Here is a 26,336-nt window from a genome sequence, read left to right as displayed (position 1 = left end):
GCACTTCTTGCTCGAAACCCAATTGCTGACTTCGACAGAGAACCGGATATGAACCTATCCAAAGCAACCACTGCCCCCCCCGCGGAAATGCGCAAGCGGCCACTCGTCGTCATGGAACAGGTCTCCAAGGTCTTCTCCAACGGCACGCTGGCGCTGTCGGGCATGTCGCTCAATGTGGAGAGCGGCGAGTTCATCAGCCTGCTCGGCCCTTCCGGTTGCGGCAAGTCGACGGCCTTGCGCATCATCGCAGGCCTTGGTGGTGCCTCCAGTGGCAGGATCGATTGGCCGAGTTCGCGCATCAACGCCAAGGGCCTGCCGGAGGGCGATATCAGCTTTGTCTTCCAGGAGCCGACGCTGCTTCCCTGGAAGACGGTGCTCGGCAACGTCCATCTGCCCTTGAAGCTCAGGGGTATTTCGAAAGCGGCCGCTCACGACCAGATCATGGAAACGCTGGCAACGGTCGGCCTCCAGGATTTTGCGCAAGCCTATCCGCGCGAATTGTCCGGCGGCATGAAGATGCGCGTTTCGATCGCCCGCGCCTTGGTGACGAAGCCGAAGCTGCTGTTGATGGACGAGCCCTTCGCGGCACTCGACGAAATTACCCGACAGAAACTGAACGACGACGTTCTCAACCTTTGGCAGAAGACCGGCATTACAGTCATCTTCGTCACGCATTCGGTCTATGAGTCCGCCTATCTCTCCAATCGTATCGTCGTCATGAAGGCACGACCGGGCCGCGTTCATAGCGATTTTCCGCTGAAAACCAGCGGCGAGCGCGATCCGCTTTATCGTTCGTCGGAAGAATATCGGCAGGTGTGCGAAAAAGTGTCCCGTTCCCTGATCGAGGCCATCGGCTGGCCGGAGGCCCATTGATGAGCGACAGCACCAGCCTGCCCGCCACTCTTTCCGTTGAATCGGCCGATGCGCCGGCGGCAGATGCAGCCAGGAAGCGCAGTATCGAACGCGCACTCGGCATCTTCGTGCCGATCCTGACCGTGCTTGCGCTTCTTATCCTCTGGCAGCTTCTGGTCGTCGGCACCGGCATTCCGCAATATATTCTGCCAAGCCCCATCGCCGTCGCCAAGGCGCTCGTTTCCGACTGGGGCATCCTGTGGCCGGCTCTGTGGGTGACGACCGAGATCACCTTCGTATCACTGATCCTAGCGCTGATCGGCGGCGTCGGCTTCGCGATCTTCCTCGTGCAGTCCCGCTGGATCGAACTCGCCTTCTATCCGCTGGCCGTCATCCTTCAGGTAACGCCGATCGTCGCGATTGCGCCGCTGATCCTGATCTATGCGCCGACACGCGAAGCAGCGCTCTTAATTTGCGGCTTCCTCGTCGCCTTCTTTCCGATCCTCTCCAACATGGTGCAGGGATTGAAGAGCGTCGACCATAACCTGCTCAACCTCTTCGATCTCAATGGCGCCTCGCGCTGGCAGGCCTTGCTTCATTTGAAGCTGCCCGCCGCCCAGCCCTATTTCATGACGGGCTTGAGGATCGGCGGCGGCCTGTCGCTGATCGCATCGGTCGTTGCCGAATTCGCTGCTGGTTCGGGCGGCCCGAACTCCGGTCTCGCCTTTCGACTGCTGGAGGCGCAATACCGCCAGAACATGCCGCGTCTCTTTGCAGCACTCCTGCTGCTATCGGCGCTTGGCGTTGCAATCTTCGCCTTTACCTCTTTCATCTCATGGCTGAGCCTGCATCGCTGGCATGAAAGCAGCCTCAAGCGGGAGAACTGATGTCACACGCCTTCATGTCGCCGCCGAACGCCGCCCGCTTCGTGCTGAGCAATGCCACCGTCCCAGCCGTGACGCTTTCCGGCTCCAAGACGCCTGGCAACGAGGGTCTCGTCAAGGCCGATATCGTCGTCACTGACGGTCTCGTCAACGGTATTCTGGCGCCTGGCACCGCGCCAGTCGAATATGCCAAAGTCGACATGAAGGAAGGTATGGTCTGGCCGACTTTCGCCGACATGCACACCCATCTCGATAAGGGCCATATATGGGAGCGGCGCTCTAACCCGGACGGCAGTTTCATGGGTGCGCTCGATGCCGTGCGTGCCGACCGCGAGGCCAACTGGTCGGCCGAGGACGTGCGCAAGCGCATGGAATTCTCGCTGCGCTCGGCTTACGCGCATGGTACCGGCCTGATCCGCACCCATCTGGATTCGCTGGCTCCGCAGCACCGCATTTCCTTCGAAGTTTTCACCTCGGTCCGCGAGTCCTGGAAGAGCAAGATCGCGCTACAGGCTGTCGCTCTCTTTCCGCTCGACACCATGGTCGATGATGCCTTTTTCGCCGACCTGCTTCGCGTCGTGCGCGAGGCAGGCGGGTTGATGGGCGGTGTCACCCAGATGAACCCCGATCTGGATGCTCAACTTGATAAGCTCTTCCGTGCCGCCGCCGACAACGGCCTCGATATCGACCTGCATGTCGACGAGACCGAGGATAAGCAGGTGCTGACACTGAAGGCGATTGCTGAAGCCGTGTTGCGAAATGGCTACCAGGGCAAGGTCACCGCCGGCCATTGCTGCTCTCTTGCCCGGCAGGATGAAGATGTCGCGCGCGCCACCATCGATCTCGTTGCCAAGACCGGGATCTCCATCGTTTCGCTGCCGATGTGCAACATGTACCTGCAGGACCGCCATGCCGGGCGTACACCACGCTGGCGCGGCGTCACGCTTCTGCACGAGCTTGCCGCCGCCGGTGTTCCGACAGCCGTGGCCTCCGACAATACGCGCGACCCCTTCTACGCCTATGGCGATCTCGATCCGGTCGAAGTGTTCCGAGAAGCGGTGCGCATCCTGCATCTCGACCATCCGCTGGATACGGCTGCAAGGGTCATCACCACCTCGCCCGCAGAGATACTTGGCCGCCCGGATATCGGGCGGATCGCCGTCGGCAGCCCGGCCGACCTCGTGCTTTTCAGCGCGCGGCGCTGGAGCGAATTCCTCTCTCGTCCGCAGTCCGATCGCGTCGTCCTTCGCAAGGGCAAGGTGATCGATCGCAGCCTGCCGGATTATCGTGAACTCGACAGCGTCATTGGAGCCTGACATGCCGGATTATCAGCGCATCAAGAAAGAACTCGAAGGCATCGCCGTCGAAGACAATCCGGCGCTCGTGCGCCAGAAAAGCCGTGACTTCTACTGGTATTCGCCGATCTTGAAGGCCCAGCTCGACAATGTCACGGCCGATCTCGTCGTCACGCCGAAGACCGAAGAGGAGGTGATCCGCACGTTGAAGGTCGCCTATGCGCATGACGTCCCCGTCACGCCGCGCGGCGCCGGCACCGGTAATTACGGCCAGGCCATGCCGCTTTCCGGCGGCATCGTGCTCAACCTTGCCGCCATGAACAGGATCAAGGAGATCCATCCCGGCCGCGTTATCTGCGAGCCCGGCATCGTCATTGCCGAGCTCGACCGGCAGACCAAGGCCCATTCGGGCCAGGAACTGCGCTTCCATCCCTCGACCGCGCAGACCGCAACGATCGGCGGCTTCATCGCCGGCGGCTCGGGCGGTGTCGGCTCGATCACCTGGGGCGGCCTGCGCGATCTCGGCAACATCCTGCGGCTACGCGTCGTGACGATGGAAGCCGAACCCCGCACGCTCGATCTCACTGGCTGGGATCTGACCAAGGTCAGCCATGCCTACGGCACCAATGGCATCATCACCGAAATCGAAATGCCGCTGGCGCCGGCCTATGATTGGATCGACGTGCTGGTCGGCTATGACGACTTCATGGACGCCGTGCGCTTTTCCGACGCGCTTGCCAAATGCAACGGCATTCTGGTCAAGGAGATCGCCCCGATCGCCGCTCCCATCCCGCAGGACTATTTTACCCGCCACAAGCCCTATATCCGTCAGGGGCAATCGATCGTGGCGCTGATGATTGCGCCGCATTCGATGGAGCCATTCGTCGCCCTCACCATACAGCAGAAGGGTGAAATCACCTTCCGCTCCGACAAGGTCGAGAGCATGAAAGGCATTCCGCATGCCTATGAGCTTGCCTGGAACCACACCACATTGCGCGCCCTGAAGGTCGATCCGTCGATCACCTATCTGCAGGTGCAGTATCCGGGGCCGGATCATGTCGCCAAGGTCCGGAAGATGGTGGAAATCTTCGGCGACGAGGTGCCCGGCCATCTCGAATTCATCAGGTTCGACGGTCAGATCCAATGCTCGGGCCTACCGCTGGTTCGCTATACCTCCGAGGCTCGGCTCGAGGAGATCATTAGGATTCACCAGGATCATGGCTGCCCGATCTTCAATCCGCATCGCTATACGCTGGAGGAAGGCGGCATGAAGCAGACGGATGCGGTCCAGCTTGCCTTCAAGAAGGAGACCGACCCGAAGGGCCTGCTCAATCCCGGCAAGATGATCGCCTGGGACGACCCGAATTTCGACTTCAAATCCGGCAAGAACTATCTCTTCCCCGGCCTCGCGGCGCTGATGGAGGCTTCATGAAGGTTCTGGTCCTTCATTCCCATCCAGTTGAGGAAAGCTACGGTGCAGCGCTGCACCGGAAAACCATTGAAAGCCTGAAGAGCGCCGGCCACGAGGTGGACGATTGCAATCTTTACGCGGAAGGTTTCGATCCCGTGCTGTCGCGTCGCGACCGCATGATCTACCACGATTATCCGGACAATACCGAGGCGGTCAAATCCTATGTCGAACGGCTCGAACGCACCGAAGCCCTGGTGATCGTTACCCCGGTCTGGAATTTCGGCTTTCCGGCCATTCTCAAGGGCTATTTCGACAGGGTCTGGCTTCCGGGCGTCTCCTTCGAACTCGTCGACGGCAAGGTGCGCTCAAAGCTGCAGCATATCCGTAAGCTCGGCGCGATCTTGACCTATGGCGCCGATCCGTTTCGCGCCTTCGTCGCCGGCAATCCGCCGAAGAAGATCGTCAAGCGCGTGCTGCGTGCCCAGATCAAACCCTTCGCCCCGGTCGTCTTCCTTGCTCACTACGACATGAACCGCTCGACCGACATGTCCCGTAACCGATTTCTGACGAAGGTCGGTCAAGAGATGGAACGGTTCTAGAGCATTTCCGGTTTTCGTCGGACCGCGAACGTGCAAGCACTTCTGTCGGAAGTAGCGGTCAGGTTCGTGGACACCTAGGACCAGGAAATACGGCGTTCGATATCAGATTCCAAGCCATCGGCATTCGTATTCAATCCCGGACGGAAGGCAGATAGCGATTTCAATCGCCGCCGCTGACTGAGCGGCAACCTGCCGCGAAACTTCACAAACGGCCAGATGCCGCGACGAATTGGGTCGATCGAAGACCTGCGTCGGCCAAGCGAAGGGAACATTTCCCCATTGCTGCTGTTAGATCATTCCAGATGATAGGTGGCTGTAAGGAGGTCAACATGGCACCGCCACGTAAACCAAACCCGTTGTCTCGCGAAGAAGACTATCGCGATTACGAGGATCGGGAAATTCGAGATGGCTGGCCCTATTCGGATGTCGATGGCAATCCGTTGGAAAGCCATCCCGACAATACTCCCTACGGCGACACACCGGCCAATTTCGACGAGGATCCAAGTACAGGATTCACCGTAGATACCGCCGACGAGTCAGGTCGCGAAGATAGGGTGGATACGACCGCTCCCTTGCCAGCCAGCAGAATTGACGATGACGAGTTGGAGGCGCAGATCACCGAGCGGCTCGAAGAAAGCGGCAAAGTCGTAAGCGACAACATCGAAGTGCATTGCGTCGACGGGATTATCACGCTGGAGGGGCGCGTCGAGACGATTTCGTTGGCGCGCAATCTCGAGGAGATCGTTCTGACGGTTCCAGGTGTCGTGGGGGTGCATAACAACCTCGAAACGCTCGGCGTCGATTCTCATATGCCCGATGAGGAATAGCGAGTTGGAGCCGGACGGCAACGATGGCGGGGCGGCCAACGTCCGCTCGTCAGATGTCATGCCAGATTCATCGTGGCCAGCGCCACGATGACGTAACGCCCGAGCTTGGCAATCGTCACCAGCAGCAGGAAGGTTGGCAACGGCTCGCGCAGAACGCCGGCGACCACCGTTATCGGGTCTCCGACGATGGGCACCCAGCTCGCAAGCAGAGACCATTTTCCATATTTTCGATACCATGCCTGCGCACGATCGAGGGTATCCTGACCAACTGGGAACCAACGGCGCTGTCGAAATCGTTCGATCCCCCTTCCCAGCATCCAATTGACGAGCGAACCCAGAATATTGCCGACCCCGGCGGTAACCACCAGCCAGAGCGCGGAGTATCTCCCGGTCAGAAGCAGGCCAGCAAGCACCGCCTCCGATTGCATCGGCAGGATCGTTGCGGCACCGAAGGCTGCCATGAACAATCCGAAATAAGCCAATAGGTCGGTCATGCCGCCAAAGGTATTTCGTAATGGTGTTGAATTCGTCGGTCGGCCACCGATAATTGCCGAGCAATGTCAAGACACGGCTTGCCGCCCCCGAGCATACTGGTGACGCTATTCACGTGGTCTTCAGAGCGCCTGAGCCGCTTGACCGCCTTTGGATGGGGAGCGCGAATGTGTTCCGTCATGACGCTCCGTATCCCAGCAAGAGAGCATGATTGTCAACGTCGGTCTGGTCGCGCACTTGACCAGGGGTCGAGGGGTTTGAATTGGAGTTTGGTACGCCGAGAAGGGCGGGTCGTCCGTTCAATCACCGCAAGCGCCCAAAGGATTTGGGCCGCACCTCGAACGCATGACGGCACGAGAGTTGAGAGGTTCGATCGACCGTTTCTGGGATCCTGCGGGCCTGCGGATCACTTTGCGAATTCGGCTGCCTAGCTCTCAAGGGTTAGACTGTAGTATCGCCTTCTCAACGCCTCGCTTCAGATGAATGAACCTGAGACAGTTATTCAAACGGTCAGATGCCTGCGAGCCTCCGCTGTATCCAGCGTTTCAGCCAGCCCCTCATGAACGATCTCACCGCGATCCATGATGTAGACGTAGTCGGCAAGCTCGCGGCAGAAATCGAGATATTGCTCGACCAGCAGGATCGCCATGCCGGTGGAATCCCTGAGATAACGGATCGCCCGGCCGATATCCTTGATGATCGACGGCTGGATACCCTCGGTCGGCTCGTCCAAAACCAGGATCTTCGGCCGCGTCACCATCGCCCGGCCGATCGCCAGTTGCTGCTGCTGTCCGCCCGAAAGGTCGCCGCCACGGCGCGACAGCATGGATTTCAATACGGGAAACAGGCTGTAAATGTCATCCGGAATATTGCGGTCACGACGTGAGAGCGGCGCATAACCGGTCTCGAGATTTTCCTTCACGGTCAAAAGCGGAAAGATCTCGCGTCCCTGCGGCACATAGCCAATCCCCTGCTTCGCGCGCGCGAACGGCGCCATGCCGTTCAGCGTTACGCCGTTGAAGGCAACGGTGCCGGCCGACAAGGCATGCTGCCCGGTGACAGCGCGCAAGAGCGAGCTCTTGCCGACGCCATTGCGCCCAAGCACGCAGGTGATCTTGCCCATCTCCGCCTTGACGGAGATGCCGCGCAGCGCCTGAGCGGCGCCATAGTGCAGATTTGCGTTTTCGACTGTCAGCATCTCACCGCCCCAGATAATTCTCGATCACCTTCGGATCGCTGCTGACGAAATCGATCGAGCCTTCAGCCAGAACCGATCCCTCCGCCAAGCACGTCACCTTGACGCCGAGATCGCGGATGAAGCCCATGTCATGCTCGACCACCACGACCGAACGCGTCTTGGCGATTTCCTTCAAGAGCACGGCGGTTTCCGCCGTCTCGGCATCCGTCATGCCCGCCACCGGTTCATCGACCAGAAGCAGCTTCGGTTCCTGCGCGAGCAGCATGCCGATCTCCAGCCACTGCTTCTGGCCGTGGGAAAGATTGGCCGCCAGCTCGTCGCGCCGATGCGAAAGCCGCACCGTCTCGAGGATTTCTTCGATACGATCGCGATCGATAGGCGTCAGGCGGTAAAAGAGCGTCGAAAAGACGCCGCGGTTCCGATTTAGCGCCAGTTCAAGATTGTCCCAGACGGTATGGCTTTCAAAGACAGTCGGCTTCTGAAATTTGCGACCGATGCCGAGCTGGGCGATGTCAGCCTCGTCCTTCTTCGTCAGATCGACCTGGCCGTTGAAGAATACCTCGCCCTCGTCGGGCCGGGTCTTGCCGGTGATGATATCCATCATCGTCGTCTTGCCGGCGCCGTTCGGGCCGATGATTGCGCGAAGCTCCCCTGGCTCGATGACGATCGACAGCGAGTTCAAAGCCTTGAATCCGTCGAAGGAGACGGAGACGTTGTTGAGGTAGAGCATGCTGTTGGGTTTGATATCCGGGATCATGGTCCTACTCCGCAGCCTGCACGGACTTTTGGGCTTCATCCTTCGCGGCCTTGGGCGGCGGGCTTGCCGGTCGGCGTGTCTTGCCGAAATAGTGCGCGATGGTGCCAACGATGCCTCTCGGCAGGAACAACGTCACGGCCACGAACAGGCCGCCAAGCGCAAACAGCCAGAAATCGGGGAACAGGCCGGTGAAAACAGTCTTGCCGCCATTGACGAGGATGGCGCCGATGATCGGCCCGATCAGGGTGGCTCTGCCGCCGACGGCCGTCCAGATGACCACTTCGATCGAATTGGCAGGAGCAAACTCGCCGGGATTGATGATGCCGATCTGCGGCACGTAGAGCGCGCCGGCAATACCGGCCATCATGGCCGATACGACGAAGACGAAGAGCTTCATATGTTCGACACGATAGCCGAGAAAGCGCGTACGGCTTTCGGCGTCGCGCACGCCCACAAGCACCTTGCCGAACTTCGAACGCACGATGGCCGAAGACAGCATCAATGCCAGCGCCAGGAACACGGCCGTAATAGCGAACAGCACGGCACGCGTGCCATCGGCCTGGATATTGAAACCGAGAATATCCTTGAAGTCGGTCAGGCCGTTATTGCCGCCGAAACCCATGTCGTTGCGGAAGAAAGCAAGCAGCAGCGCATAGGTCATCGCCTGCGTGATGATCGACAGATAGACGCCATTGACGCGCGAGCGGAAGGCAAACCAGCCAAAGACGAAGGCAAGCAGGCCGGGTGCTGCGAGAACCATCAGCATGGCGAACCAGAAATGATCGAAGCCGTACCAGAACCACGGCAATTCCTTCCAATTCAGGAAGACCATGAAGTCGGGCAGGATCGGATTGCCGTAGGTGCCACGCGAACCGATCTGACGCATCAGATACATGCCCATCGCATAGCCGCCAAGCGCAAAGAAGGCGCCGTGGCCGAGCGAGAGAATGCCGCAATAGCCCCAGACCAGATCGAGCGCCAAGGCGAGCAGCGCATAGGTCAGGTACTTGCCGAAGAGCGACATGAGATAGGTCGGCACATGCAACGCACTCGTTTCCGGCAGAGCCAGGTTCGACAGCGGCACCAGCACCGCGACGGCAAGCAGGATCGCGATGGCGATGCTGATCCGGCGGTCGAGCGAACGGAGGATGAAGGCCGTGATCATGCTTCCACCGCCCTTCCCTTGAGCGCGAAGAGGCCGCGCGGACGTTTCTGGATGAAGAGTATGATGAGGACGAGGACGAGGATCTTGCCGAGCACCGCCCCCGCATAGGGCTCGAGGAACTTGTTGAGAATGCCGAGCGAGAAGGCGCCGACGAGCGTTCCCCAGAGATTGCCGACGCCACCGAACACCACGACCATGAAGCTGTCGATAATATAGCCCTGACCGAGGTTCGGCGAGACATTGTCGATCTGCGAAAGCGCCACACCCGCCATGCCGGCGATGCCGGACCCAAGCGCAAAGGTGAAGGCGTCGACCCAGGAGGTGCGGATCCCCATCGAAGACGCCATGCGCCGGTTCTGCGTCACCGCCCGCATTTGCAGTCCAAACGCCGAGCGCTTGAGGAGAAGCAGGAGTGCCACGAAGACAGCGAGCGAAAAGACGATGATCCAGAGCCGGTTCCAGGTGATCGAGAGATAGCCGAGGTCGAACGAACCCGACATCCAGGACGGGTTGCCGACTTCCTGATTGGTTGGCCCAAAGATCGAGCGCACCGCCTGCTGCAGGATCAGCGAGATGCCCCAGGTGGCGAGCAGCGTTTCCAGCGGTCGGCCATAAAGAAAGCGGATGACGCCGCGCTCGATGACGAGACCGACGGCGCCGGTGACAATGAAGGCGACCGGCAGGGCAATCGCCAGCGACCAGTCGAATAGCTGGGGATAGGAGGTGCGGATGATGCTTTGAACGACGAAGGTCGAATAAGCGCCGAGCATCACCATCTCGCCATGCGCCATGTTGATGATGCCCATGACACCGAAGGTAATCGCAAGGCCGATGGCGGCCAGCAGCAGGACGGAGCCGAGCGACAGGCCGTACCAGACGTTCTGCACCGCATCCCAGAACTTCAGTTGATCCTGGATGCCGGCAATGGCGGCAGCCACAGCGGGTTTCAGGCTATCGTCGACGGAAACCGATGAGAGAATGCCGATGGCATCGCGGCCGCCTTCGTTCTTGATCGTCTCGATCGCCGCCTTTTTATCTTCGATCGGACGGTCCGAGCCAAGCACGGCAACCGCTTTTGCGCGTTCAAGCACACCGCGAATGTCCGCATCCTTCTCGCTCTGCAGTGCCGTCTCGACGGCGTCCAGCGAATCCGCACTCGGCGCCTTTAGAATGGATTGCGCCGCCTCTAGCCGCGTCGCGCGATCCGGGCTCATCAGCGTCAGACTGCCGAGAGCCGCGCGAACCGCACGGCGCAGATTGTTGTTGATCTTGATCTTGCCGAGATTGTCCTTGGCTTCCTGACCGGCCGCTTGCCCGGTCAAAGGATCCACCAGATCCATCATGTCGCCGGAGGATTTGGCGATAAACACCTGATTGTCGGATTTTCTTATATAAAGATCACCGTCGGAAAAGGCCTGCAATGCCGGCACCACTTTTGGATCGCCTGACTTCGCGAGGCTTTGGACGATATCGCCGGCCTTCTGGAAATTGGCCTGGCCGAGGGAATTGATGAGGCCGTGGGCGTCTTCCTGGGCGCGCAGGCTTGTCGCCGTCAGCGCCAGCATCAGGCAGAAGCCGGCGACCAGCGCCAGGGCGATACGGTAAACGAATTTGTCGAACATTGCGCTAGTCCCCTCAAGCTGCCGCGGCCAGAAAAGCCTGCCCGCGGCGATCTTGCGTCGGCTGACATCAGGAGCCCTTGCCGCCGCACTTGCCGGTGGTGACGTTAAAGTTGCCGCAGTTCATCGGCATACGCCAATCCGAGATCAGGTCCTTGCTGTCAGGCAGATAGTCGGACCATTCCTTGCCGACCACGGCGGGGGTCTGCGAAACGACGTCGAACTGGCCGTTTTCCTGCACTTCGCCGATCAGGACCGGCTTAGTGATGTAGTGGTTCGGCATCATGGTGGCGGTGCCCCCGGTGAGGTTCGGCACCGAGACGCCGACGAGCGCGTCGATCACCTTGTCCGGATCGGTCGTGCCGGCCTTCTCCACTGCCTTCACCCACATGTTGAAGCCGATATAGGCGGCTTCCATCGGGTCGTTGGTCACACGCTTGTCGTTCTTGGTATAGGCATGCCATTCCTTGATGAAGGCGGCGTTGGCGGGCGTGTCGACGGACTGGAAGTAGTTCCAGGCGGCAAGATGGCCGACAAGCGGCTTGGTGTCGACACCGGCAAGCTCTTCTTCGCCGACCGAGAAGGCGACGACCGGGATATCCTCGGCCTTGACGCCCTGGTTGCCCAGTTCCTTGTAGAAGGGAACGTTGGCATCACCGTTGATGGTGGAGACGACGGCGGTCTTCTTGCCGGCCGCGCCGAAAGCCTTGATCTTGGAGACTTCCGTCTGCCAGTCCGAGAAGCCGAACGGCGTGTAGTTGATGATGATGTCTTCGTCCTTGACGCCCTTGGACTTCAGATAGGCTTCGAGGATCTTGTTGGTCGTGCGCGGATAGACATAGTCGGTGCCTTCAAGCACCCAGCGCTGTACGCCTTCGTTCTTCATCAGATAGTCGACGGCCGGAATTGCCTGCTGGTTCGGGGCAGCGCCGGTGTAGAAGACGTTACGCTCGGACTCCTCACCTTCGAACTGCACCGGATAGAACAGGATCGAATTCAGTTCCTTGAAGACCGGCAGTACCGACTTGCGCGACACGGAGGTCCAGCAGCCGAATACGGCCGAGACCTTGTCCTTCTGGATCAGCTCACGAGCCTTTTCAGCAAAGAGCGGCCAGTCGGAGGCCGGGTCGACGACGACGGGCTCGAGCTTCTTGCCGAGAACGCCGCCCTTCTTGTTCTGCTCATCGATGAGCATCAGCATCGCATCCTTCAGCGTCGTTTCCGAGATCGCCATGGTGCCGGACAGCGAATGCAGGACGCCGACCTTGATGGTGTCGTCGGCTGCGAAAGCGCCGTGGAATGCTGTGGTGGACATGATGGCGCCGAGCAGCGCGCCGGAGACGAGAGTCTTGAATTTCATCCGTGGTTCCCCTCTTTTTGTCTGCCGCAACGGCCGGTAAACAAGGATTAGCCGCTGCCTTCCGCGACTATCCGGCGCGCCCTCAGGAAACCACATACGTAAAATGACGTAGACGCCGGGGCGAAATGTGCAGCTTTGGGCACTCCGACGCCCTTAAGCAAGGCATCGATCCATGTTACGACGTCATCGGACCGCCAAGGTGACGATGGCGGGACTGCTGAAGGGTAAGCATGGCTGCGCGGCAACGCATCATTCCGGTAAGACGCGAATATAATCGCTGGGTCGCAAACCAGACGCTGGAAGACTACGCCTTGCGTTTCACCGCCAAGAGCGCCCGCCAGTTTTCTTCGCAACGCATCTCGCAAACCGCGATCGGCGCCATTTCCTTCCTGGCGCTGGAGGCGATCGGCGGCACGATCACGCTCTCCTACGGCACCACAAACGCCTTCTACGCCATCATCGTCGCAAGCCTCGCCATGCTCGCAGTCGGCCTGCCGATCAGCCGATATGCGATCCGCCATGGCGTCGATATCGATCTTCTGACGCGCGGCGCGAGCTTCGGCTATATCGGCTCGACCATCACCTCGCTGATCTATGCCAGCTTCACCTTCATGCTGTTTGCGATCGAAGCCTCGATCATGTCCGGAGCACTGGAGCTGACGCTCGGCATACCCGTTTGGATCGGCTACATCATCAGCGCCGTCATGGTGATCCCGCTCGTCACCCACGGTGTCCGTCTTATCAGCCGGTTTCAGCTGCTGACGCAACCCTTCTGGATCGTTCTCAACATCCTGCCCTTCGTCTTCATCGCCTTTGCCGATTGGGAAAAATTCGACCTCTGGCGGGCCTTTGCCGGCATTCATCATCCAGCAAGCGCGCCGGGCAGCGCCGCTCCTTTCGACCTGGTGGAATTCGGCGCCGCTTCCGCCGTCATCCTGGCGCTGATGTCGCAGATCGGCGAACAGGCCGACTTCCTGCGCTTCCTGCCACCGGAGGGTCACCGCAAATGGCGCCATCGCCTGGCCATCTTCCTCGCCGGACCCGGATGGGTCATCATCGGGGCGCCGAAGCTGCTCGCCGGCTCCTTCCTTGTCGTCTTGACTCTGACGTCAGGCGTGCCGGCCGACCGTGCTGCCGATCCCGCACAGATGTATCTGACCGCCTTCGGCTACATGATCCCATGGCACAATGCGGCATTGCTGTTGATGGCCGCCTTCGTGATGATCTCGCAGCTGAAGATCAACGTCATGAACGCCTATGCCGGCTCGCTCGCCTGGTCGAACTTCTTTTCGCGCCTGACGCATAGCCATCCAGGCCGCGTTATCTGGCTGGTCTTCAATGTCGCCATCGCGCTCTTATTGATGGAGCTCGGCATCTATCGGCTGCTGGAGGAGACGCTCGGCATTTTCTCGATCATCGCCATGGCCTGGCTCTGCACCGTCTCAGCCGATCTTTTCATCAACAAGCCGCTCGGGCTTGCACCTCCCGGCATCGAGTTCAAACGCGCGCATCTCTACGACATCAATCCGGTCGGCCTGGGCGCAATGGCGCTTTCGGCAACCATCGCTCTCATCGCGCATTTCGGCGCCTTCGGTTCGATTGCCGCCTCTCTTGCGCCCTATATCACCCTGATCGTCGCGCTCATCGCGTCACCTGCTATCGCCTGGATCACCAAGGGCAAATATTATCTCGCGCGCAAGCCGCGGCAGAGCTGGAAGAACCTGACCACCATCACCTGCTCCGTCTGCGAGCACCCGTTCGAGCCGGAGGACATGGCCTGGTGTCCGGCCTATGCCGCGCCGATCTGCTCGCTCTGCTGTTCGCTCGACAGCCGCTGCCACGACATGTGCAAGCCGAAGGCTCGGCTCAACACGCAGGTCGCCACCGTCGCAAAAACCTTGCTGCCGGAAAGCATCGTCGCAAGGCTCGCGACGCGCCTCGGCCGCTATGGAATTGCCGTTGTCTTGGCGCTGACCGCCATGGGCGCTATTCTTGCAATGATCGCGCATCAGGTCGGCGCCGCCTCTCCCGAGACCGCTGCCGTGGTCGACCGCACCATCCTCATCGTCTTCTTCGTCTTTGCCGTCATCGCCGGCGTCGCGTGCTGGTTCTATGTGCTTGCCCATGACAGCCGCGTGGTCGCCGAAGAGGAATCCTCGCGCCAGAACACGCTGCTTTTGAAGGAAATTGCCGCCCACAAGAAAACGGACGCTGCCCTGCAGGGTGCCAAGGAGGCGGCAGAGGCGGCAAACCGCGCCAAGAGCCGCTATGTCGTGGGCCTCAGCCACGAATTGCGCACGCCGCTCAATGCGGTCCTCGGTTACGCGCAGATCCTGGAGCGAGACGAGACCATTCCGGCACCCCGACAATCCTCGCTGAAGGTCATCCGCCGCAGTGCCGAGCATCTTTCCGGCCTCATCGACGGGCTGCTCGATATTTCGAAGATCGAGGCGGGCCGCCTGCAGGTCTATTCCAACGAGATCAATATCCAGGATTTTCTCGATCAAATCATCGACATGTTCCACCCGCAGGCACAGGCAAAGGGGCTGGCTTTCGTCCACGAGCGCGCCGCCGCCTTGCCCGACTATGTCCGCACCGACGAGAAGCGGCTGCGCCAGATCCTCGTCAACCTGCTCTCCAACGCCATCAAGTTCACCGATGCCGGAACCGTCCGCTTCGAGGTGGGTTACCGCAATCAGGTCGCGACCTTTACCGTTTCCGACACCGGCCGTGGCATTGCGGCAAAGGACATTACCCGTATCTACGAACCCTTCCAGCGCGGCGAAGCCGACAGCATCAGACCAATGCCAGGCCTCGGCCTTGGTCTCACCATCACACAATTGCTGACGAATACGCTCGGTGGCGAGATTTCGGTCTCAAGCGAGAAAGACGTGGGCTCGACCTTCAGGGTACGCTTGATGCTATCTGCGGTGATCCGGCCAATGAAGCCGCCGGCGCAGGAGCAGCGTATGGTCGGCTACGAAGGTCCACGCCGCACCATCGTCGTCGTCGACGACAATGAGGATCATCGCGAACTGATGCGCGAGATACTGTCGCCACTCGATTTCATCGTGCTCACCGCCGCCGGCGGGCCGGACTGCCTGACCTTGATCGAGGGCATCAAGCCGGATCTGTTCCTGGTCGATATTTCCATGCCCGGCATGAACGGGTGGCAGCTCGTCTCACGGCTCAGGGAAAACGGCCAGACGGCGCCGATCCTGATGCTGTCCGCCAATATCGGTGACGCTGCTGCGGCGACCGACAGCGACGACAGCCATAACGACGCCATCTCCAAACCGCTCGACATCCGTCAGCTTCGCGACAAGCTCGCGCTGCATCTCGGGCTGAAATGGATCTATGCCGATGCTTCTATCCCGACCGCGCCGAAGCCGCCACCGCCCCTGAAAAGCCCTGGGATCGAGCATGTCCGCGAATTGCTGCGGCTCGGTGAGATCGGTTATGTCAGGGGAATCGAAGCAAAGCTTGCGGATCTTGCGAAACTTGAAGAAAACAAACCCTTCATCGATGCCTTGCGCGCCCATGTCCAGGCTTTCGATCTCGACGGTTTCCTGAAGGTGCTGCGCAGCTTCGACACTGAAAAGGTAGAACAGATTGGCTGAGCCTGCCCTTCCCCGCGACATAGTCCTGCTGGTGGACGATTCACCGGAGGCGCTCGGTTTTCTGACCGACGCGCTCGAGCAATCCGGCTTTTCCGTGCTGATCGCCACCTCGGGTTTAGCGGCGCTCAACATCGTCGAGCGCATCACACCCGATCTCATCCTGCTCGATGCCGTCATGCCTGTCATGGATGGTTTCGAAACTTGCCGCCGGCTGAAAGCCAATGCCGGCATCGCCCAGATTCCGGTCGTCTTCATGACCGGGCTCACCGAAACCGAGCATGTGGTGCATGCGCTGGAATCCGGCGGCGTCGATTATCTCACCAAGCCGATCAATATCGACGAACTGCGCGCCCGCATCCGGGTCCATCTGCGCAATGCCCGCTCGGCTCAAAGCGCCAGGGTGGCGCTCGATGCCGCGGGCCGCCATCTCCTGGCGGTCAAGGGCAATGGCGCCATCCATTGGTCGACGCCCCAGGCAACCCGCCTGATCAACGCCGCCACCGGCAGCGACGACGGCCTTGAGCTCGCCTCGAAACATATCGCCGCCTTCATGCTGGAACGCGAGCGGCTCGGCCCTGCTCGCGACAATCTTCTTTCGATGAACAATGGCGGCCAGGCGGCGCTGCAATTCACCTTTCTCGGTGCCATCGGCGCCGACGAATACCTCTTTCGCCTGACGGCCACCAGCCAGCGTGCCGACGACGAAGCCCTGCGCCGGCATTTTGCGCTGACGCAGCGCGAATCCGAAGTATTGCTGTGGCTCGCCAAGGGCAAATCCAACCGCGATATCGGCGAAATCCTCGGCCTTTCCGCCCGCACCGTGAATAAGCATCTGGAGCAGATCTATGTGAAACTCGGTGTCGAGAACCGGGCATCGGCAGCTGTGAGGGCCGCCCACGTCCTGCATGAAGCTTAAGGCGCGGCCAGTTTTTCATTCCTCGCTCAAAAAACGCTGGAGCGAGTTTGCAAGATCGACCGGATTTTCTTCCGCGACATGGTGACCGCTTTCGATACCGTGGCCGGTGACATTCACCGCCCATAAGCGCCAGATTTCCCTCGGATCGCCGAAGAAGTATTCCAGATCGTCTTTCGTCGACCAAAGACAGAGCAACGGGCATACGATCAGTTTACCGGCAAGGCGGTCCTGCAGTTCATCTTCCCGATCAACGGTCAATCCTGCCCGATAATCCTCAATCATCCCATGGACGACCGCGGGATCGTGGATCGCCGTCAGCAGATCGTCATAGGCCTCTTTCTCCATGAAATCAGGGTGAATGCGGCTGTACCAGGCCCGAGGGTCGGTATTGATGGCCTGCTCGGGCTTTTCCGGCTGCGCGAAGAAGAACCAATGGTACCAGTCCCGCGCAAAGCGCCAATCCATCCGTTCGAGATGCTCGATGATCGGAATGCTGTCGATTACGGCGACCTTGGTGACGATCTCGGGATGATCGAGGGCAAGGCGGAATGCCACGTAGCTGCCGCGGTCATGACCCGCCACGGCAAAAGTCCGATGCCCTAAAGCCTGCATCAGCGCTACACAGTCCAGCGCCTTCGCCCGTTTCGAAGAATAACGGCTATCCTGGCTGTCAACGGGCTGGAAAGACTTCCCAAATCCCCTGAGGTCAGGGCAAACAATCGTGAAGTGAGGAGATAAGAGGTCTGCGACATGGCCCCAAGTCATATGCGTTCGCGGATGGCCGTGCAGCAACAGCAATGGCGGCCCGTTGCCGCCGTGGCGAACGCGTAAAAGGCCGGGACCGACGTCGATATAATCCAGTGTCATTCCGCTGAACAAATCCCGCCTCCCTCGAATATTCGCTCCTTGCTCCTTACGTTTGCGGCATTGGATTGTTCCAACTTTACCCGTCACGCCAATTTTCCGCGGAAAACCCCGATTCGGTCGAACGGCGACCTTTCATATCAAAGCGAGGCTCGCACAATTAATTCTACTTTGAATTGCCAATGGAAGTAGACACGTCACGAACTCAGCTCGGCAAGGGAGCGGCCTCGCCAAGTTCGTGACGGGCCTCAGGAGGTAGCTCACCAGCAAGCTGTGAGCCGGAGAGGCCGGCGTTACTCTCCCCTCGGGCTGTCAAACCATAGCGCATCGAAATTGTTCCCAAGCGAGATGAGTATGGAAATCGTGTTGTTGCTCCATGGGAATGGCACATGACTCCTGCGACAGCGGAACACCGATCGACCTGCTTACCTTTTGAAAATTGGGCGATGGTCGCAGACCGCGTGCATAAACGACAATCATGCGCGACGTGAAGCTGCACGCTTCGACACCGCCGGACAGGCTTCCAGCCACGCTAAAGTTCAGTGCGTACGCGCCACAATTCCGGGAAAAGCTCCACCTCCAGCATCCGCTTCAGATACGAGGTCCCGGCTGTTCCGCCTGTGCCGCGCTTGAAACCGATCACGCGCTCGACCGTGGTAACATGGTTGAAGCGCCAGCGCCGGAAATAGTCTTCGAAGTCGACCAGCTTCTCGCCAACTTCATAGGCTTCCCAGTATCGCGAAGGGTCACGATAGACCGTCACCCAAACGGCCATGACACCCTCGTCGAATTGCCATGCCTGACGTAAGTCCCGCTTCAGCACCTCCTGCGGCACGGGCAGGCCGGTGCGCGCCAGCCGGCGCAACACTTCATCATAGAGCGAGGGACGCGCAAGTTCGGCTTCCAGCATCTCCAGAATATCAGGCCGATGTTCGTGCGGCTTCAACATTGCGAGATTCCGGTTTCCGGCCGCATATTCGATCAGCCGGTATTGCCATGACTGGAAGCCGGAAGACTGGCCGAGATCGTCGCGGAAGCGCGTATATTCCGATGGCGTCATGGTCCTCAAGACATCCCATGCGGAATTCAGCTGCTCGAAAATCCGAGCCACACGGGATAGCATTTTCAACGCTTCCTGCGTTTGATCGGCCGCGATCATCCTCCTCGCCGCCTGGATCTCATATAGCGCAAGTTTCATCCACAATTCGGACGTCTGATGCTGGATGATGAAGAGCATTTCATCATGCGCAGTTGAGAGCGGGAGCTGTGCCGTCAGAATCCGATCGATCTGCAAATAGTCGCCGTAAGACATGCGCTGCCGGAAATCCATCTCGGCGCCATCTTTCGAGGGATCATAGGTCATTCTGGCATTCCTCCTCCCGGACATGAAATTCGGGAGGATCTCCCGATATGAAGCGAAGCGTCGTTGCCGGTGCCATTGTACAATTTTGTTCGTGAATCGGCAGGCGCGACGTTGCTTCTAGCACATGTGCGGCGAACACCGGGCAGGTTTTGCGAGGTGTTTGAGGTTACCCATGCCCGCAATCCGAACTCGGGCTCGTACCCGCCCGGCAACCAGCCATCAGACTTTGCAAATCCATGCGACAAGGGCGCCTGCTGTCGCAGACGCCGTCATGCCTTCGAACTGCAGTGCCTTCCAGAGCCGGTTCAGGCGATATCGCCGGTGCTCGGCTTTAGGTTGCGCGACGGTTTGGTCATGAGACTACCACTCCGTCGAGCTGCGATCACCAGCGATAGTAGCGGTGATGGCGGTGGTGGTGACGATGCTTGTACCAACCATAATGATGGCCGCGCCAGTAATGGCTCCGATAGCTGCGGTGCGATTTCCAGTGGTGATGCCGGTGATGTCGCGGCCCGTGCCAGTGGCGACCATGATGATAACGGACCGTTTGAACAGATGACTGGACCTCTGGCTTCGTCATGTTCGTCATCGGTGCCGCCGACGCAGCACCCGCACCGATCAACAGGCCGACAGCCAGAAATGCAGCAAGCAGATTGTTAAAGATTTTCATAGCGAACCTCCATCCGTGCCATCATCCTGAAGCCAGACGGCTGAACGGAGCATGAATGCCTGCAGCTCCCGCGTTCATCAGAAGGAACAGGTAATGCGGCTGGATTACGGAGAGAGTTCTTCGAGCGTCCGGCCTTTGGTTTTCACGGCGAATACGGCGGTGACAAGTGCGCCGAGCAGCAAAATTGAATCCGGAGCGGAAGCCGCCGAGAAAATCATGCATCTGCCGCAGGCGCCGACAGCAATATTTGCGGTAAACGACAACACAGCCATCGGTGCATTATCGGGTCTGATGCGTATGGGTCTCTCGGTACGGGGCGACGTCTCGCTGGTCGGCTACAACGATATTCCGATCGTCGGCCATCTTTCCACGTCGCTGACCACCTTGCGGGTGCCCTTCGAGCAGATTGCTGAAAATGCGCTCGATTTGTTGGGAGGCGAGGCTATACCACCGGATGATCGCATTCGGGTGTCGGCCCCGACACTCATCCCCAGGAAGTCGACGCGATCCATCGTTCTCTAACAGTTGATAGGGTTAGAACCAACGCCCATGAAGCAGCAAGGATTAACTCGCATGGCTGTCGGACATACCCCGCCCGCCTTTCCGCAAGAACGCGCAGCCGTCCAGCGCGGGCAGCCATCATCAGTTCCGTGCATTTTCATGATCCGGCAATGCAACAAACGTTCGTGCGATCGAAAAATCGCATAAGGCGCATAAATAAATTCTTCTATCATAAATAGAAAAAAATGAAGAAAAAGCGAAAAATGTACGCAATACCGCAGTGCATGGATGTCTGAAGGCTCTGGAATCTTTCGCTAATTGCATAGTGTAAGCATAGGGTTGACCAACCGAAGTCCCGCCCAAGATTACGTTTACGGCCCCTGACCGGCTCTCCGCGATCCAGGCCGGCCTTACCTGATGAATGACGAAAATTTTGCATCCCTCGAAGCGGCCATAGTTCAATATTTCGAGAAACATGGCCGATTGTTTCAAACACGTGATCGATCACTGCCTTATCAGCCTCGAACTGCCCAAGTTTGGCCGGAATCGATCCGGAAGCCTCGATAGGTCGCTTGGCAAGTTGATGGTGCGAGAAGGCCATCATAAAGAAAAGCAGCAGCGGAATATCGGGGTGCTGGCGCTGTAACGAGAGGGTTCGAAAAAGGCTGAAAAGCCGGGGGTGTCTATGTCGAATATGCGCGATCGCCAACTGGATGGCCTAAGAACCATTGCCGTTGCCATGGTGCTCTACGCACATTTTTTCGCGGCCGACGGTTCCATCTGGGGTCATCTCGGCGTTCGTCTCTTCTTCGTACTGAGCGGCTTCCTGATTACGCGCCTGTTGTTGGAGGCACGGGCCGATGCCCGCTACCAGCCGGCCACCGCCCTGAAGGCATTCTATATCCGCCGGGCGCTGCGCATATTTCCACCCTATTTCGCAGTTCTGGCGCTGGTGTGGCTCGTCAATCTCGAAGGCGTTCGCGGCACTGGCAGTCTGAAATGGCATGCGCTCTACCTGGCAAACTACTGGTACGCCCTGCGCGGCGAATGGACGCCTTGGGTTCTGTGCCATACCTGGAGCCTCAGCATCGAGGAACAGTTCTATATCGTCTGGCCGCTGGCAATCCTGCTGGCGCCGCGCCGGATGATCGGGGGCATCTGTCTTGCCGTCATTGCCTGCTCGCTCGCCTATCGCCTCTACTGGCCGCTGACGGGAACGCCCTCGCTGGTGCGCGACCTGCTCCCCTCGGCCTCTATGGATGCGCTCGCATGCGGCGCTCTGCTCGCCGTCTATCGCGAAAGGACACAGGCCTGGCCGCAATGGATGCGGCTGAGCTGGATGCCGTTGATGGCCGCTGCCAGCGTGGCACTATGGCTGAGACCTGATCCGATAGCTCCAGTACTCGACTGGTTCATCTGGATTGGTTCGGAGGTCTTTCCGCTCGTGCCGCTTGTCATGGTGGTTGGGACCGCTTCCTTGGGCTTTCGATCCGGTTTTGGCCAGCTGCTCGAATCCGCGCCGATGGCAGCAACCGGACGGATCAGCTACGGCATCTACCTCTTCCATCCGATCATCCTTTCTCTGATCGTCAAGGCTCAAGTCTGGATTCCTGTCAACGTCTCGCAACAGGGTTTCGGCCGTCTGATCATCGGAAGTGCCGTGACGCTAGCGGTGGCTGCCATCTCATGGCGCCTTTTTGAAAAGCCGCTGAACGGCTTCAAGCGTCACTTTCCCTATGTCGCCCGCAACAACTTGCCGGTGGCTGCAGCTGGCGAGCCATGGGAACCGCGGCGTGGTGCGAAAATATACGAAACAACGCTCTCTCGCCGCGATACTCATGATCCCGGCGAAGCCGTTCAAGCCTCTGATCTGCAATAGCGCGGGAGCTGAAGAATGACCGTCCCACTGGTTTCCGTCCTGCTGCCCGTCTATAACGGCGAACCTTATCTCGCCGCGGCGATCGAGAGCATCCTGCGACAGGATCACAAACACCTCGACGTCATTGCCATCGACGATGGCTCCACCGACCGGTCGCTGAATATCCTGCGACGGTATCAGGCAGCGGACGATCGCCTACGCATCGTCTCGCGTGAAAACCGCGGCCTCATTGCGACGCTCAATGAGGGCATGACCATGGCGAAAGGCGATTTCATCGCCCGGATGGATGCCGACGACATCGCCTATCCCACACGCTTTTCACGCCAGATTACCCTGTTTCGTGAGCGGCCCGAGCTTGCGATCAGCGGCACCGGCATCGACCGGCTCATCGGCAATCGCGTTGTACGCGGCACGCCCAATCCGATCCATCAGTCGGCCGACTGGCATGTTTTATCGATGTTTTACACCGTCTTCATGCATTCGACCGTGATGTATAACCGCAGGGTCATTCCGGCTGACATGCTGACCTACGATGCAAGCTATGTGCACGCGGAGGATTTCGATCTGTTCCGGCGGATCACCCGAGAATTCCCCGCCGCGATGATCGACGAAAGCCTCGTTGCCTATCGCGTCCACGACGAGAGCGTCACCAACAAACATAAGCGGCCGATGCGCTTCACGCATCTGAAGATCGCGGCGGAAAATCTCCAACGGGTATCGTTGATCGATGATCCCCATGCCCTGCACGATATCGGTATGGCGGTGACGCAGGACACGGTTGCCCGGGCCGCCGACTGTCTCCTCTCCATCGAAGAAAGGATCGCCACACGCGGCCTGCAGGCCTCCGCAAGCTATGAAGAAGGGCTGATGTGCTTCTTCTATTTCCTCTATCAGCTGATCGCGGACGAGAAGCAGCCCGCATTGACGCATCAGTTCCTGACACAGACAGGTAAATGGCACACGATACGGCGTCGCGAACGGTATGGGCTTCGCGTCGCCACCTATGCGCCCTGGTGCAGCCGCCTTTGGAGCGATGCGAGCCTGCGCCTCGACGCCCTGGCAAGATATCGGCAATCGGTGCCGGCAGGAAGCGTGCTGCCGCAACAAGGGCTTGCCTGATATGGCTGGCGCGGATTCTGACATCCCGCAAGAGCAGGCGCAGCTCGCCACAAGGCCTCCTCGCCCGTCCATCGGCCGAGCGCCGACGGCGAGCTTCATCGTCTGCACCCGCAATCGCGCCCAGGCGCTTGAGGCCTGCATCCGATCGATCGAGGCAGCCAGTCGCGCGCATGCCTCGATGGCAAGCGAGCTGGTGGTGGTCGACAACGGCTCGACCGACGATACCGCCGAGCGGCTCGCCCGCATCGCCTCCTCCTCCAGCATGGCGATCATACCGGTGACGGAGCGCCGCCGCGGCCTGGCGGCCGCCCGCAATGCAGGGATGGAGAGGTCTCGCGGACGCATCCTGATCTTCATCGATGACGATTGCGAAGTGGACTTGCACTATCTGCGGGATCTTGAGCGGCATTACGCAGGCGGAGAACGCCTAGTCATCCGAGGCGGCCGTGTTGAACTCGGCAATGCGCTCGATCTGCCGTTTACGATCAAGCGATCGCCGGAGCCGGCCCGCTTTACGCCGGCTGTCCATCCGGGCGGCTTCATCCTCGGCTGCAACATGACGATGCACCGCGAAGTCGCCCGGCGCATCGGCCGCTTCGACGAGCGCTTCGGTGCCGGCAGCGTTCTGCAATCGGCCGAGGATACCGACTACTTCGTCCGCGCCTTTCAGCTTGGCATTCCGATCGAATATGTTCCCGACATGAACGTGCTGCATTATCACGGCCGCAACCAACGTGAGGCGATCGAACGGCTTCATCGCAGCTACAGTCTTGGAAATGGCGCGCTCTGTCTGAAGCATCTGTCTGGCGCGCCGTGGCTGCTGCGTCATTTCTGCTGGACTTTCCGCTCGGCTTGGAAGGAATTGTGGGGCGGGCCGCGCTTCGATCCGGAAGTCTCCTTGTCTCATTGGCCAATCATATTCATGAATGTGCTGGGCGCACTCGAATTCGCGCGATGTGCCATAACGAGCCGCCCTCGGCCGGAACTGAACCGGATCAAGCAGACAACCCGCTCATTGAGGAGAGATCCGCCATGCTGAAACTCCTCCTGCCGGGTTTGCAGCTCCTGCGGCAGGCGCTTGGCCGGCAGATCCGGCTCATGCCTGTCGTCGTCATTCTCGGCTTGATCAGTGCCGTACTCGAAGGCACCGGCATCGGCCTCATCATTCCGATGCTCGGCATCATCGGAGGCGAAAAGGCTTCGACGGGGCTGAGCGGGTTTTCCGCTCTCTTCCAGCAAGTCGGATCCGGTCTGGACGAGCGACAGCGGATGATGGTGATTGCCGCCTGCATCCTGGTGCTGATCACGCTCAAGAACATCCTCGCCTTCGCCAATACGGCGCTGACCAACTTCATACACGGCAAGGCCGGCCACGCGATCCGCAGTGCGCTTGCCGATCGGCTCCTGAAGATCGGATATCCTTTCTTCCTGCAGGAAAGCCCAGGCCGGCTGCTCAACATCATTTCCAACGAATCCTGGCGGGCATCGGATGCCATACAGACGGTGCTTGGGGCGATGGTCAATGCGTCGGCGACCGTTATTCTTCTTGCCTTTCTGCTGCTGTTGTCCTGGCAGATGACGCTTTGCGTCGCGCTCGGCCTCGTCCTCGTCCAGGCCGCGCATGCCGGCCTCTCCGCCGGCCTGAAGATGCCGAGCCGCACGGTCACGTCTTCCAACAATGAACTTGCCGGCAGAATGCTGCATCTCGTTCATGCCGGACGGCTGATCCGGATTTTCGGTCAGGAGGAGCGCGAAAAGGCCGTGTTCGACGGCGCATCGAATGCGGTGAGAAAGGCGGGCTTTATTCTGCAGACTCGCCAAGGCGCGCTGCCGCCGCTGACGGAGGTGCTGCATTCCGCACTTTTCCTCGCGGTCGTCGTCAGCGCCTGGTCGTTTGACGTCAGTTTTCCCATCATCGTCGCCTTCGTCGTCTTGCTCTACAGGCTGCAGCCGCATGTGCGCGCTCTGCAGCAGGCATGGAGCCAGGTGCAAGGCTGGAGCGGTTCGCTGGAGGAAGTCCGCTGGCTGCTGGATGCCTCCGGCAAGCCGCCCCCGCCGGCGGGAGATCTGCCAGCTCCCCGACTGAACCGGGAGATAAAATTCGACAAGGTGAGCTTTCGATATCCTGGCTCCGCCGCGCGTCCGGTGGTGCTACGATCCACCAGCTTCGAAATTGACCATGGTCGCTCCACTGCCCTGATCGGCCGATCGGGAGCGGGAAAGACGACGATCGTGAACCTCCTTTGCCGTTTTGTCGAACCTGACGAAGGCGAGATCCTGATCGATGGATTGCCGCTCAGCCGTATCGATCCCACGCAATGGCGAAACCGGCTCGCGCTTGCCAGCCAGGACCTGGAACTGGTTGACGGCACCATTTTTGAAAACATCGCCTATGGGCAGCATACCTCGCGCGCCGAGGCGGAAGAGGCTGCCAGACTTGCCGAAGCGCATGAATTCATCGAAAAACTGCCTGACGGATACGCAACACTCGTCGGCTACAGGGGCGCGAGCCTTTCGGCCGGACAGCGCCAGCGAATAGCTCTCGCTAGGGCACTTGTTCGCGATCCCGATATTCTCATTCTGGACGAAGCCACCAACGCCATGGATGGCTTGTCGGAAGCTGCCATTGTCGAGACGCTGAAATTGCGAGCCGGTCGCCGCACGACGATCGTAATCAGCCATCATCGCAGCACGATCTCCTTCTGCGACGACGTTGTCATCCTCAGCGGCGGCCGTGTCCGCAACCAGACGGCATTTGCCGAAGTTGCGTCCCTCAGCATGGACCAGCTTTATGAGGACGAAGTGCTCGGCAAATCGTGACGCCTGGTGAGGCAATGGCCATTGGCGCGGCTGGGCTGACGGCGAAGCGGGTCGTTCAGCATCGGCATTCACGCACGCGTCTATAGCTGTAGCGATTGACATGCAACGATCGTTACATTACGGCA

General features: G+C 59.6%; 23 protein-coding genes and 1 pseudogene. 13 read left to right on the top strand and 11 right to left on the bottom strand.

What is annotated here, in order from left to right; all coding sequences use genetic code 11:
- The first annotated feature begins 48 nt into the window (after positions 1–48).
- The 6 genes from AC13RE_RS19045 to AC13RE_RS19020 all read left to right on the top strand — a co-directional run bounded on the left by AC13RE_RS19045 (position 49) and on the right by AC13RE_RS19020 (position 5,868).
- Positions 49–873, top strand: a complete 825-nt coding sequence (locus AC13RE_RS19045; RefSeq protein ID WP_488564081.1) for an ABC transporter ATP-binding protein — start codon at positions 49–51, stop codon at positions 871–873.
- A complete protein-coding gene (locus AC13RE_RS19040; RefSeq protein ID WP_488564080.1) occupies positions 870–1,739 on the top strand; it encodes an ABC transporter permease in 870 nt (289 codons plus the stop codon). Before AC13RE_RS19045 ends, AC13RE_RS19040 begins: the two co-directional genes overlap by 4 nt.
- A complete protein-coding gene (locus tag AC13RE_RS19035) occupies positions 1,739–3,052 on the top strand; it encodes a cytosine deaminase (protein ID WP_488564079.1) in 1,314 nt (437 codons plus the stop codon). Before AC13RE_RS19040 ends, AC13RE_RS19035 begins: the two co-directional genes overlap by 1 nt.
- A 1-nt stretch (position 3,053) precedes the next feature.
- Positions 3,054–4,463, top strand: coding sequence for an FAD-binding oxidoreductase (locus tag AC13RE_RS19030; RefSeq protein WP_488564078.1), 1,410 nt, complete (start codon positions 3,054–3,056; stop codon positions 4,461–4,463).
- Positions 4,460–5,041, top strand: a complete 582-nt coding sequence (locus AC13RE_RS19025) for an NAD(P)H-dependent oxidoreductase (RefSeq protein WP_488564077.1) — start codon at positions 4,460–4,462, stop codon at positions 5,039–5,041. The genes AC13RE_RS19030 and AC13RE_RS19025 overlap by 4 nt, the downstream gene beginning before the upstream one ends.
- Positions 5,042–5,370: 329 nt before the next feature.
- Entirely contained in the window at positions 5,371–5,868 is a 498-nt protein-coding gene (locus AC13RE_RS19020; RefSeq protein WP_488564076.1) for a BON domain-containing protein, read from the top strand.
- Between the two features lie 56 nt (positions 5,869–5,924).
- Here the strand turns inward: AC13RE_RS19020 and AC13RE_RS19015 are convergent, their stop codons facing one another.
- From AC13RE_RS19015 to urtA, 7 genes are all read right to left on the bottom strand, one after another.
- Positions 5,925–6,362 (bottom strand): YqaA family protein, encoded by a 438-nt coding sequence (locus AC13RE_RS19015; protein ID WP_132719513.1) that lies wholly within the window; start codon positions 6,360–6,362, stop codon positions 5,925–5,927.
- Complete coding sequence (locus AC13RE_RS19010) at positions 6,359–6,541, bottom strand: metal-sensing transcriptional repressor (RefSeq protein WP_488564075.1); 183 nt, start codon at positions 6,539–6,541, stop codon at positions 6,359–6,361. The genes AC13RE_RS19015 and AC13RE_RS19010 overlap by 4 nt, the downstream gene beginning before the upstream one ends.
- 321 nt (positions 6,542–6,862) lie before the next feature.
- The gene (gene urtE, locus AC13RE_RS19005) at positions 6,863–7,558 is read right to left on the bottom strand and encodes an urea ABC transporter ATP-binding subunit UrtE (protein ID WP_132719509.1); all 696 of its coding nucleotides are present in this window, start codon (positions 7,556–7,558) and stop codon (positions 6,863–6,865) included.
- Position 7,559: 1 nt separating this feature from the next.
- Entirely contained in the window at positions 7,560–8,315 is a 756-nt protein-coding gene (gene urtD / locus AC13RE_RS19000) for an urea ABC transporter ATP-binding protein UrtD (RefSeq protein ID WP_132719507.1), read from the bottom strand.
- A 4-nt stretch (positions 8,316–8,319) separates the two neighbouring features.
- Positions 8,320–9,480 carry an urea ABC transporter permease subunit UrtC gene (gene urtC / locus AC13RE_RS18995; RefSeq protein ID WP_488483844.1) on the bottom strand — a complete coding sequence of 387 codons (1,161 nt, stop codon included), beginning with the start codon at positions 9,478–9,480 and terminating at the stop codon, positions 8,320–8,322.
- Positions 9,477–11,102: an urea ABC transporter permease subunit UrtB gene (gene urtB, locus AC13RE_RS18990; protein WP_488564074.1), complete on the bottom strand. Its 1,626-nt coding sequence runs from the start codon at positions 11,100–11,102 to the stop codon at positions 9,477–9,479. Before urtB ends, urtC begins: the two co-directional genes overlap by 4 nt.
- Positions 11,103–11,169: 67 nt before the next feature.
- Positions 11,170–12,459: an urea ABC transporter substrate-binding protein gene (gene urtA, locus AC13RE_RS18985; protein ID WP_112337771.1), complete on the bottom strand. Its 1,290-nt coding sequence runs from the start codon at positions 12,457–12,459 to the stop codon at positions 11,170–11,172.
- A gap of 230 nt (positions 12,460–12,689) precedes the next feature.
- Here urtA and AC13RE_RS18980 point away from each other — a divergent pair, with 230 nt between their 5' ends.
- On the top strand, positions 12,690–16,079 hold the full coding sequence (locus AC13RE_RS18980; RefSeq protein ID WP_488564073.1) for a hybrid sensor histidine kinase/response regulator: 3,390 nt from the start codon (positions 12,690–12,692) through the stop codon (positions 16,077–16,079).
- On the top strand, positions 16,072–16,995 hold the full coding sequence (locus tag AC13RE_RS18975) for a response regulator (protein WP_488483847.1): 924 nt from the start codon (positions 16,072–16,074) through the stop codon (positions 16,993–16,995). The genes AC13RE_RS18980 and AC13RE_RS18975 overlap by 8 nt, the downstream gene beginning before the upstream one ends.
- 15 nt (positions 16,996–17,010) lie before the next feature.
- Here AC13RE_RS18975 and AC13RE_RS18970 read toward each other — a convergent pair whose 3' ends face one another.
- From AC13RE_RS18970 to AC13RE_RS18960, 3 genes are all read right to left on the bottom strand, one after another.
- On the bottom strand, positions 17,011–17,874 hold the full coding sequence (locus AC13RE_RS18970; RefSeq protein ID WP_488564072.1) for an alpha/beta fold hydrolase: 864 nt from the start codon (positions 17,872–17,874) through the stop codon (positions 17,011–17,013).
- Between the two features lie 517 nt (positions 17,875–18,391).
- A complete protein-coding gene (kynA, locus tag AC13RE_RS18965) occupies positions 18,392–19,222 on the bottom strand; it encodes a tryptophan 2,3-dioxygenase (protein ID WP_132719497.1) in 831 nt (276 codons plus the stop codon).
- Between the two features lie 382 nt (positions 19,223–19,604).
- On the bottom strand, positions 19,605–19,892 hold the full coding sequence (locus tag AC13RE_RS18960; RefSeq protein WP_488483850.1) for a hypothetical protein: 288 nt from the start codon (positions 19,890–19,892) through the stop codon (positions 19,605–19,607).
- 183 nt (positions 19,893–20,075) lie between these two features.
- On the opposite strand from AC13RE_RS18960, the pseudogene AC13RE_RS18955 reads away from it, so the two are divergent.
- A pseudogene (locus AC13RE_RS18955) lies at positions 20,076–20,414 on the top strand (substrate-binding domain-containing protein); the annotation flags it as partial.
- 208 nt (positions 20,415–20,622) lie between these two features.
- Here AC13RE_RS18955 and AC13RE_RS18950 read toward each other — a convergent pair.
- Positions 20,623–21,102 carry a hypothetical protein gene (locus tag AC13RE_RS18950; RefSeq protein WP_488564071.1) on the bottom strand — a complete coding sequence of 160 codons (480 nt, stop codon included), beginning with the start codon at positions 21,100–21,102 and terminating at the stop codon, positions 20,623–20,625.
- Here AC13RE_RS18950 and AC13RE_RS18945 point away from each other — a divergent pair.
- Genes AC13RE_RS18945 through AC13RE_RS18930 form a run of 4 tightly spaced genes read left to right on the top strand, consistent with a single transcriptional unit; the run spans position 21,079 to position 26,211 of the window.
- Positions 21,079–22,272: an acyltransferase family protein gene (locus AC13RE_RS18945; RefSeq protein ID WP_488564070.1), complete on the top strand. Its 1,194-nt coding sequence runs from the start codon at positions 21,079–21,081 to the stop codon at positions 22,270–22,272. The genes AC13RE_RS18950 and AC13RE_RS18945 overlap by 24 nt on opposite strands.
- 15 nt (positions 22,273–22,287) lie before the next feature.
- Positions 22,288–23,391, top strand: a complete 1,104-nt coding sequence (locus tag AC13RE_RS18940; protein ID WP_488564069.1) for a glycosyltransferase family 2 protein — start codon at positions 22,288–22,290, stop codon at positions 23,389–23,391.
- A gap of 1 nt (position 23,392) precedes the next feature.
- On the top strand, positions 23,393–24,430 hold the full coding sequence (locus AC13RE_RS18935; RefSeq protein ID WP_488564068.1) for a glycosyltransferase family 2 protein: 1,038 nt from the start codon (positions 23,393–23,395) through the stop codon (positions 24,428–24,430).
- Entirely contained in the window at positions 24,424–26,211 is a 1,788-nt protein-coding gene (locus tag AC13RE_RS18930; RefSeq protein WP_488564067.1) for an ABC transporter ATP-binding protein, read from the top strand. Before AC13RE_RS18935 ends, AC13RE_RS18930 begins: the two co-directional genes overlap by 7 nt.
- The last annotated feature ends 125 nt before the right edge of the window (positions 26,212–26,336 follow it).

Source organism: Martinezella sp. CNPSo 3959, from assembly GCF_057784355.1.
This window is presented reverse-complemented; position numbering and strand designations above follow the sequence as displayed.

What these genes read in the sequence shown, in the direction of transcription:
- AC13RE_RS19045 (WP_488564081.1), top strand. Translation starts at nt 49, where the DNA reads ATGAACCTATCCAAAGCAACCACTGCCCCCCCCGCGGAAATGCGCAAG.
- AC13RE_RS19035 (WP_488564079.1), top strand. Translation starts at nt 1,739, where the DNA reads ATGTCACACGCCTTCATGTCGCCGCCGAACGCCGCCCGCTTCGTGCTG.
- AC13RE_RS19030 (WP_488564078.1), top strand. Translation starts at nt 3,054, where the DNA reads ATGCCGGATTATCAGCGCATCAAGAAAGAACTCGAAGGCATCGCCGTC.
- AC13RE_RS19025 (WP_488564077.1), top strand. Translation starts at nt 4,460, where the DNA reads ATGAAGGTTCTGGTCCTTCATTCCCATCCAGTTGAGGAAAGCTACGGT.
- AC13RE_RS19020 (WP_488564076.1), top strand. Translation starts at nt 5,371, where the DNA reads ATGGCACCGCCACGTAAACCAAACCCGTTGTCTCGCGAAGAAGACTAT.
- AC13RE_RS19015 (WP_132719513.1), bottom strand. Translation starts at nt 6,362, where the DNA reads ATGACCGACCTATTGGCTTATTTCGGATTGTTCATGGCAGCCTTCGGT.
- AC13RE_RS19010 (WP_488564075.1), bottom strand. Translation starts at nt 6,541, where the DNA reads ATGACGGAACACATTCGCGCTCCCCATCCAAAGGCGGTCAAGCGGCTC.
- urtE (WP_132719509.1), bottom strand. Translation starts at nt 7,558, where the DNA reads ATGCTGACAGTCGAAAACGCAAATCTGCACTATGGCGCCGCTCAGGCG.
- urtD (WP_132719507.1), bottom strand. Translation starts at nt 8,315, where the DNA reads ATGATCCCGGATATCAAACCCAACAGCATGCTCTACCTCAACAACGTC.
- urtC (WP_488483844.1), bottom strand. Translation starts at nt 9,480, where the DNA reads ATGATCACGGCCTTCATCCTCCGTTCGCTCGACCGCCGGATCAGCATC.
- urtB (WP_488564074.1), bottom strand. Translation starts at nt 11,102, where the DNA reads ATGTTCGACAAATTCGTTTACCGTATCGCCCTGGCGCTGGTCGCCGGC.
- urtA (WP_112337771.1), bottom strand. Translation starts at nt 12,459, where the DNA reads ATGAAATTCAAGACTCTCGTCTCCGGCGCGCTGCTCGGCGCCATCATG.
- AC13RE_RS18980 (WP_488564073.1), top strand. Translation starts at nt 12,690, where the DNA reads ATGGCTGCGCGGCAACGCATCATTCCGGTAAGACGCGAATATAATCGC.
- kynA (WP_132719497.1), bottom strand. Translation starts at nt 19,222, where the DNA reads ATGACCTATGATCCCTCGAAAGATGGCGCCGAGATGGATTTCCGGCAG.
- AC13RE_RS18960 (WP_488483850.1), bottom strand. Translation starts at nt 19,892, where the DNA reads ATGAAAATCTTTAACAATCTGCTTGCTGCATTTCTGGCTGTCGGCCTG.
- AC13RE_RS18945 (WP_488564070.1), top strand. Translation starts at nt 21,079, where the DNA reads ATGTCGAATATGCGCGATCGCCAACTGGATGGCCTAAGAACCATTGCC.
- AC13RE_RS18940 (WP_488564069.1), top strand. Translation starts at nt 22,288, where the DNA reads ATGACCGTCCCACTGGTTTCCGTCCTGCTGCCCGTCTATAACGGCGAA.
- AC13RE_RS18935 (WP_488564068.1), top strand. Translation starts at nt 23,393, where the DNA reads ATGGCTGGCGCGGATTCTGACATCCCGCAAGAGCAGGCGCAGCTCGCC.
- AC13RE_RS18930 (WP_488564067.1), top strand. Translation starts at nt 24,424, where the DNA reads ATGCTGAAACTCCTCCTGCCGGGTTTGCAGCTCCTGCGGCAGGCGCTT.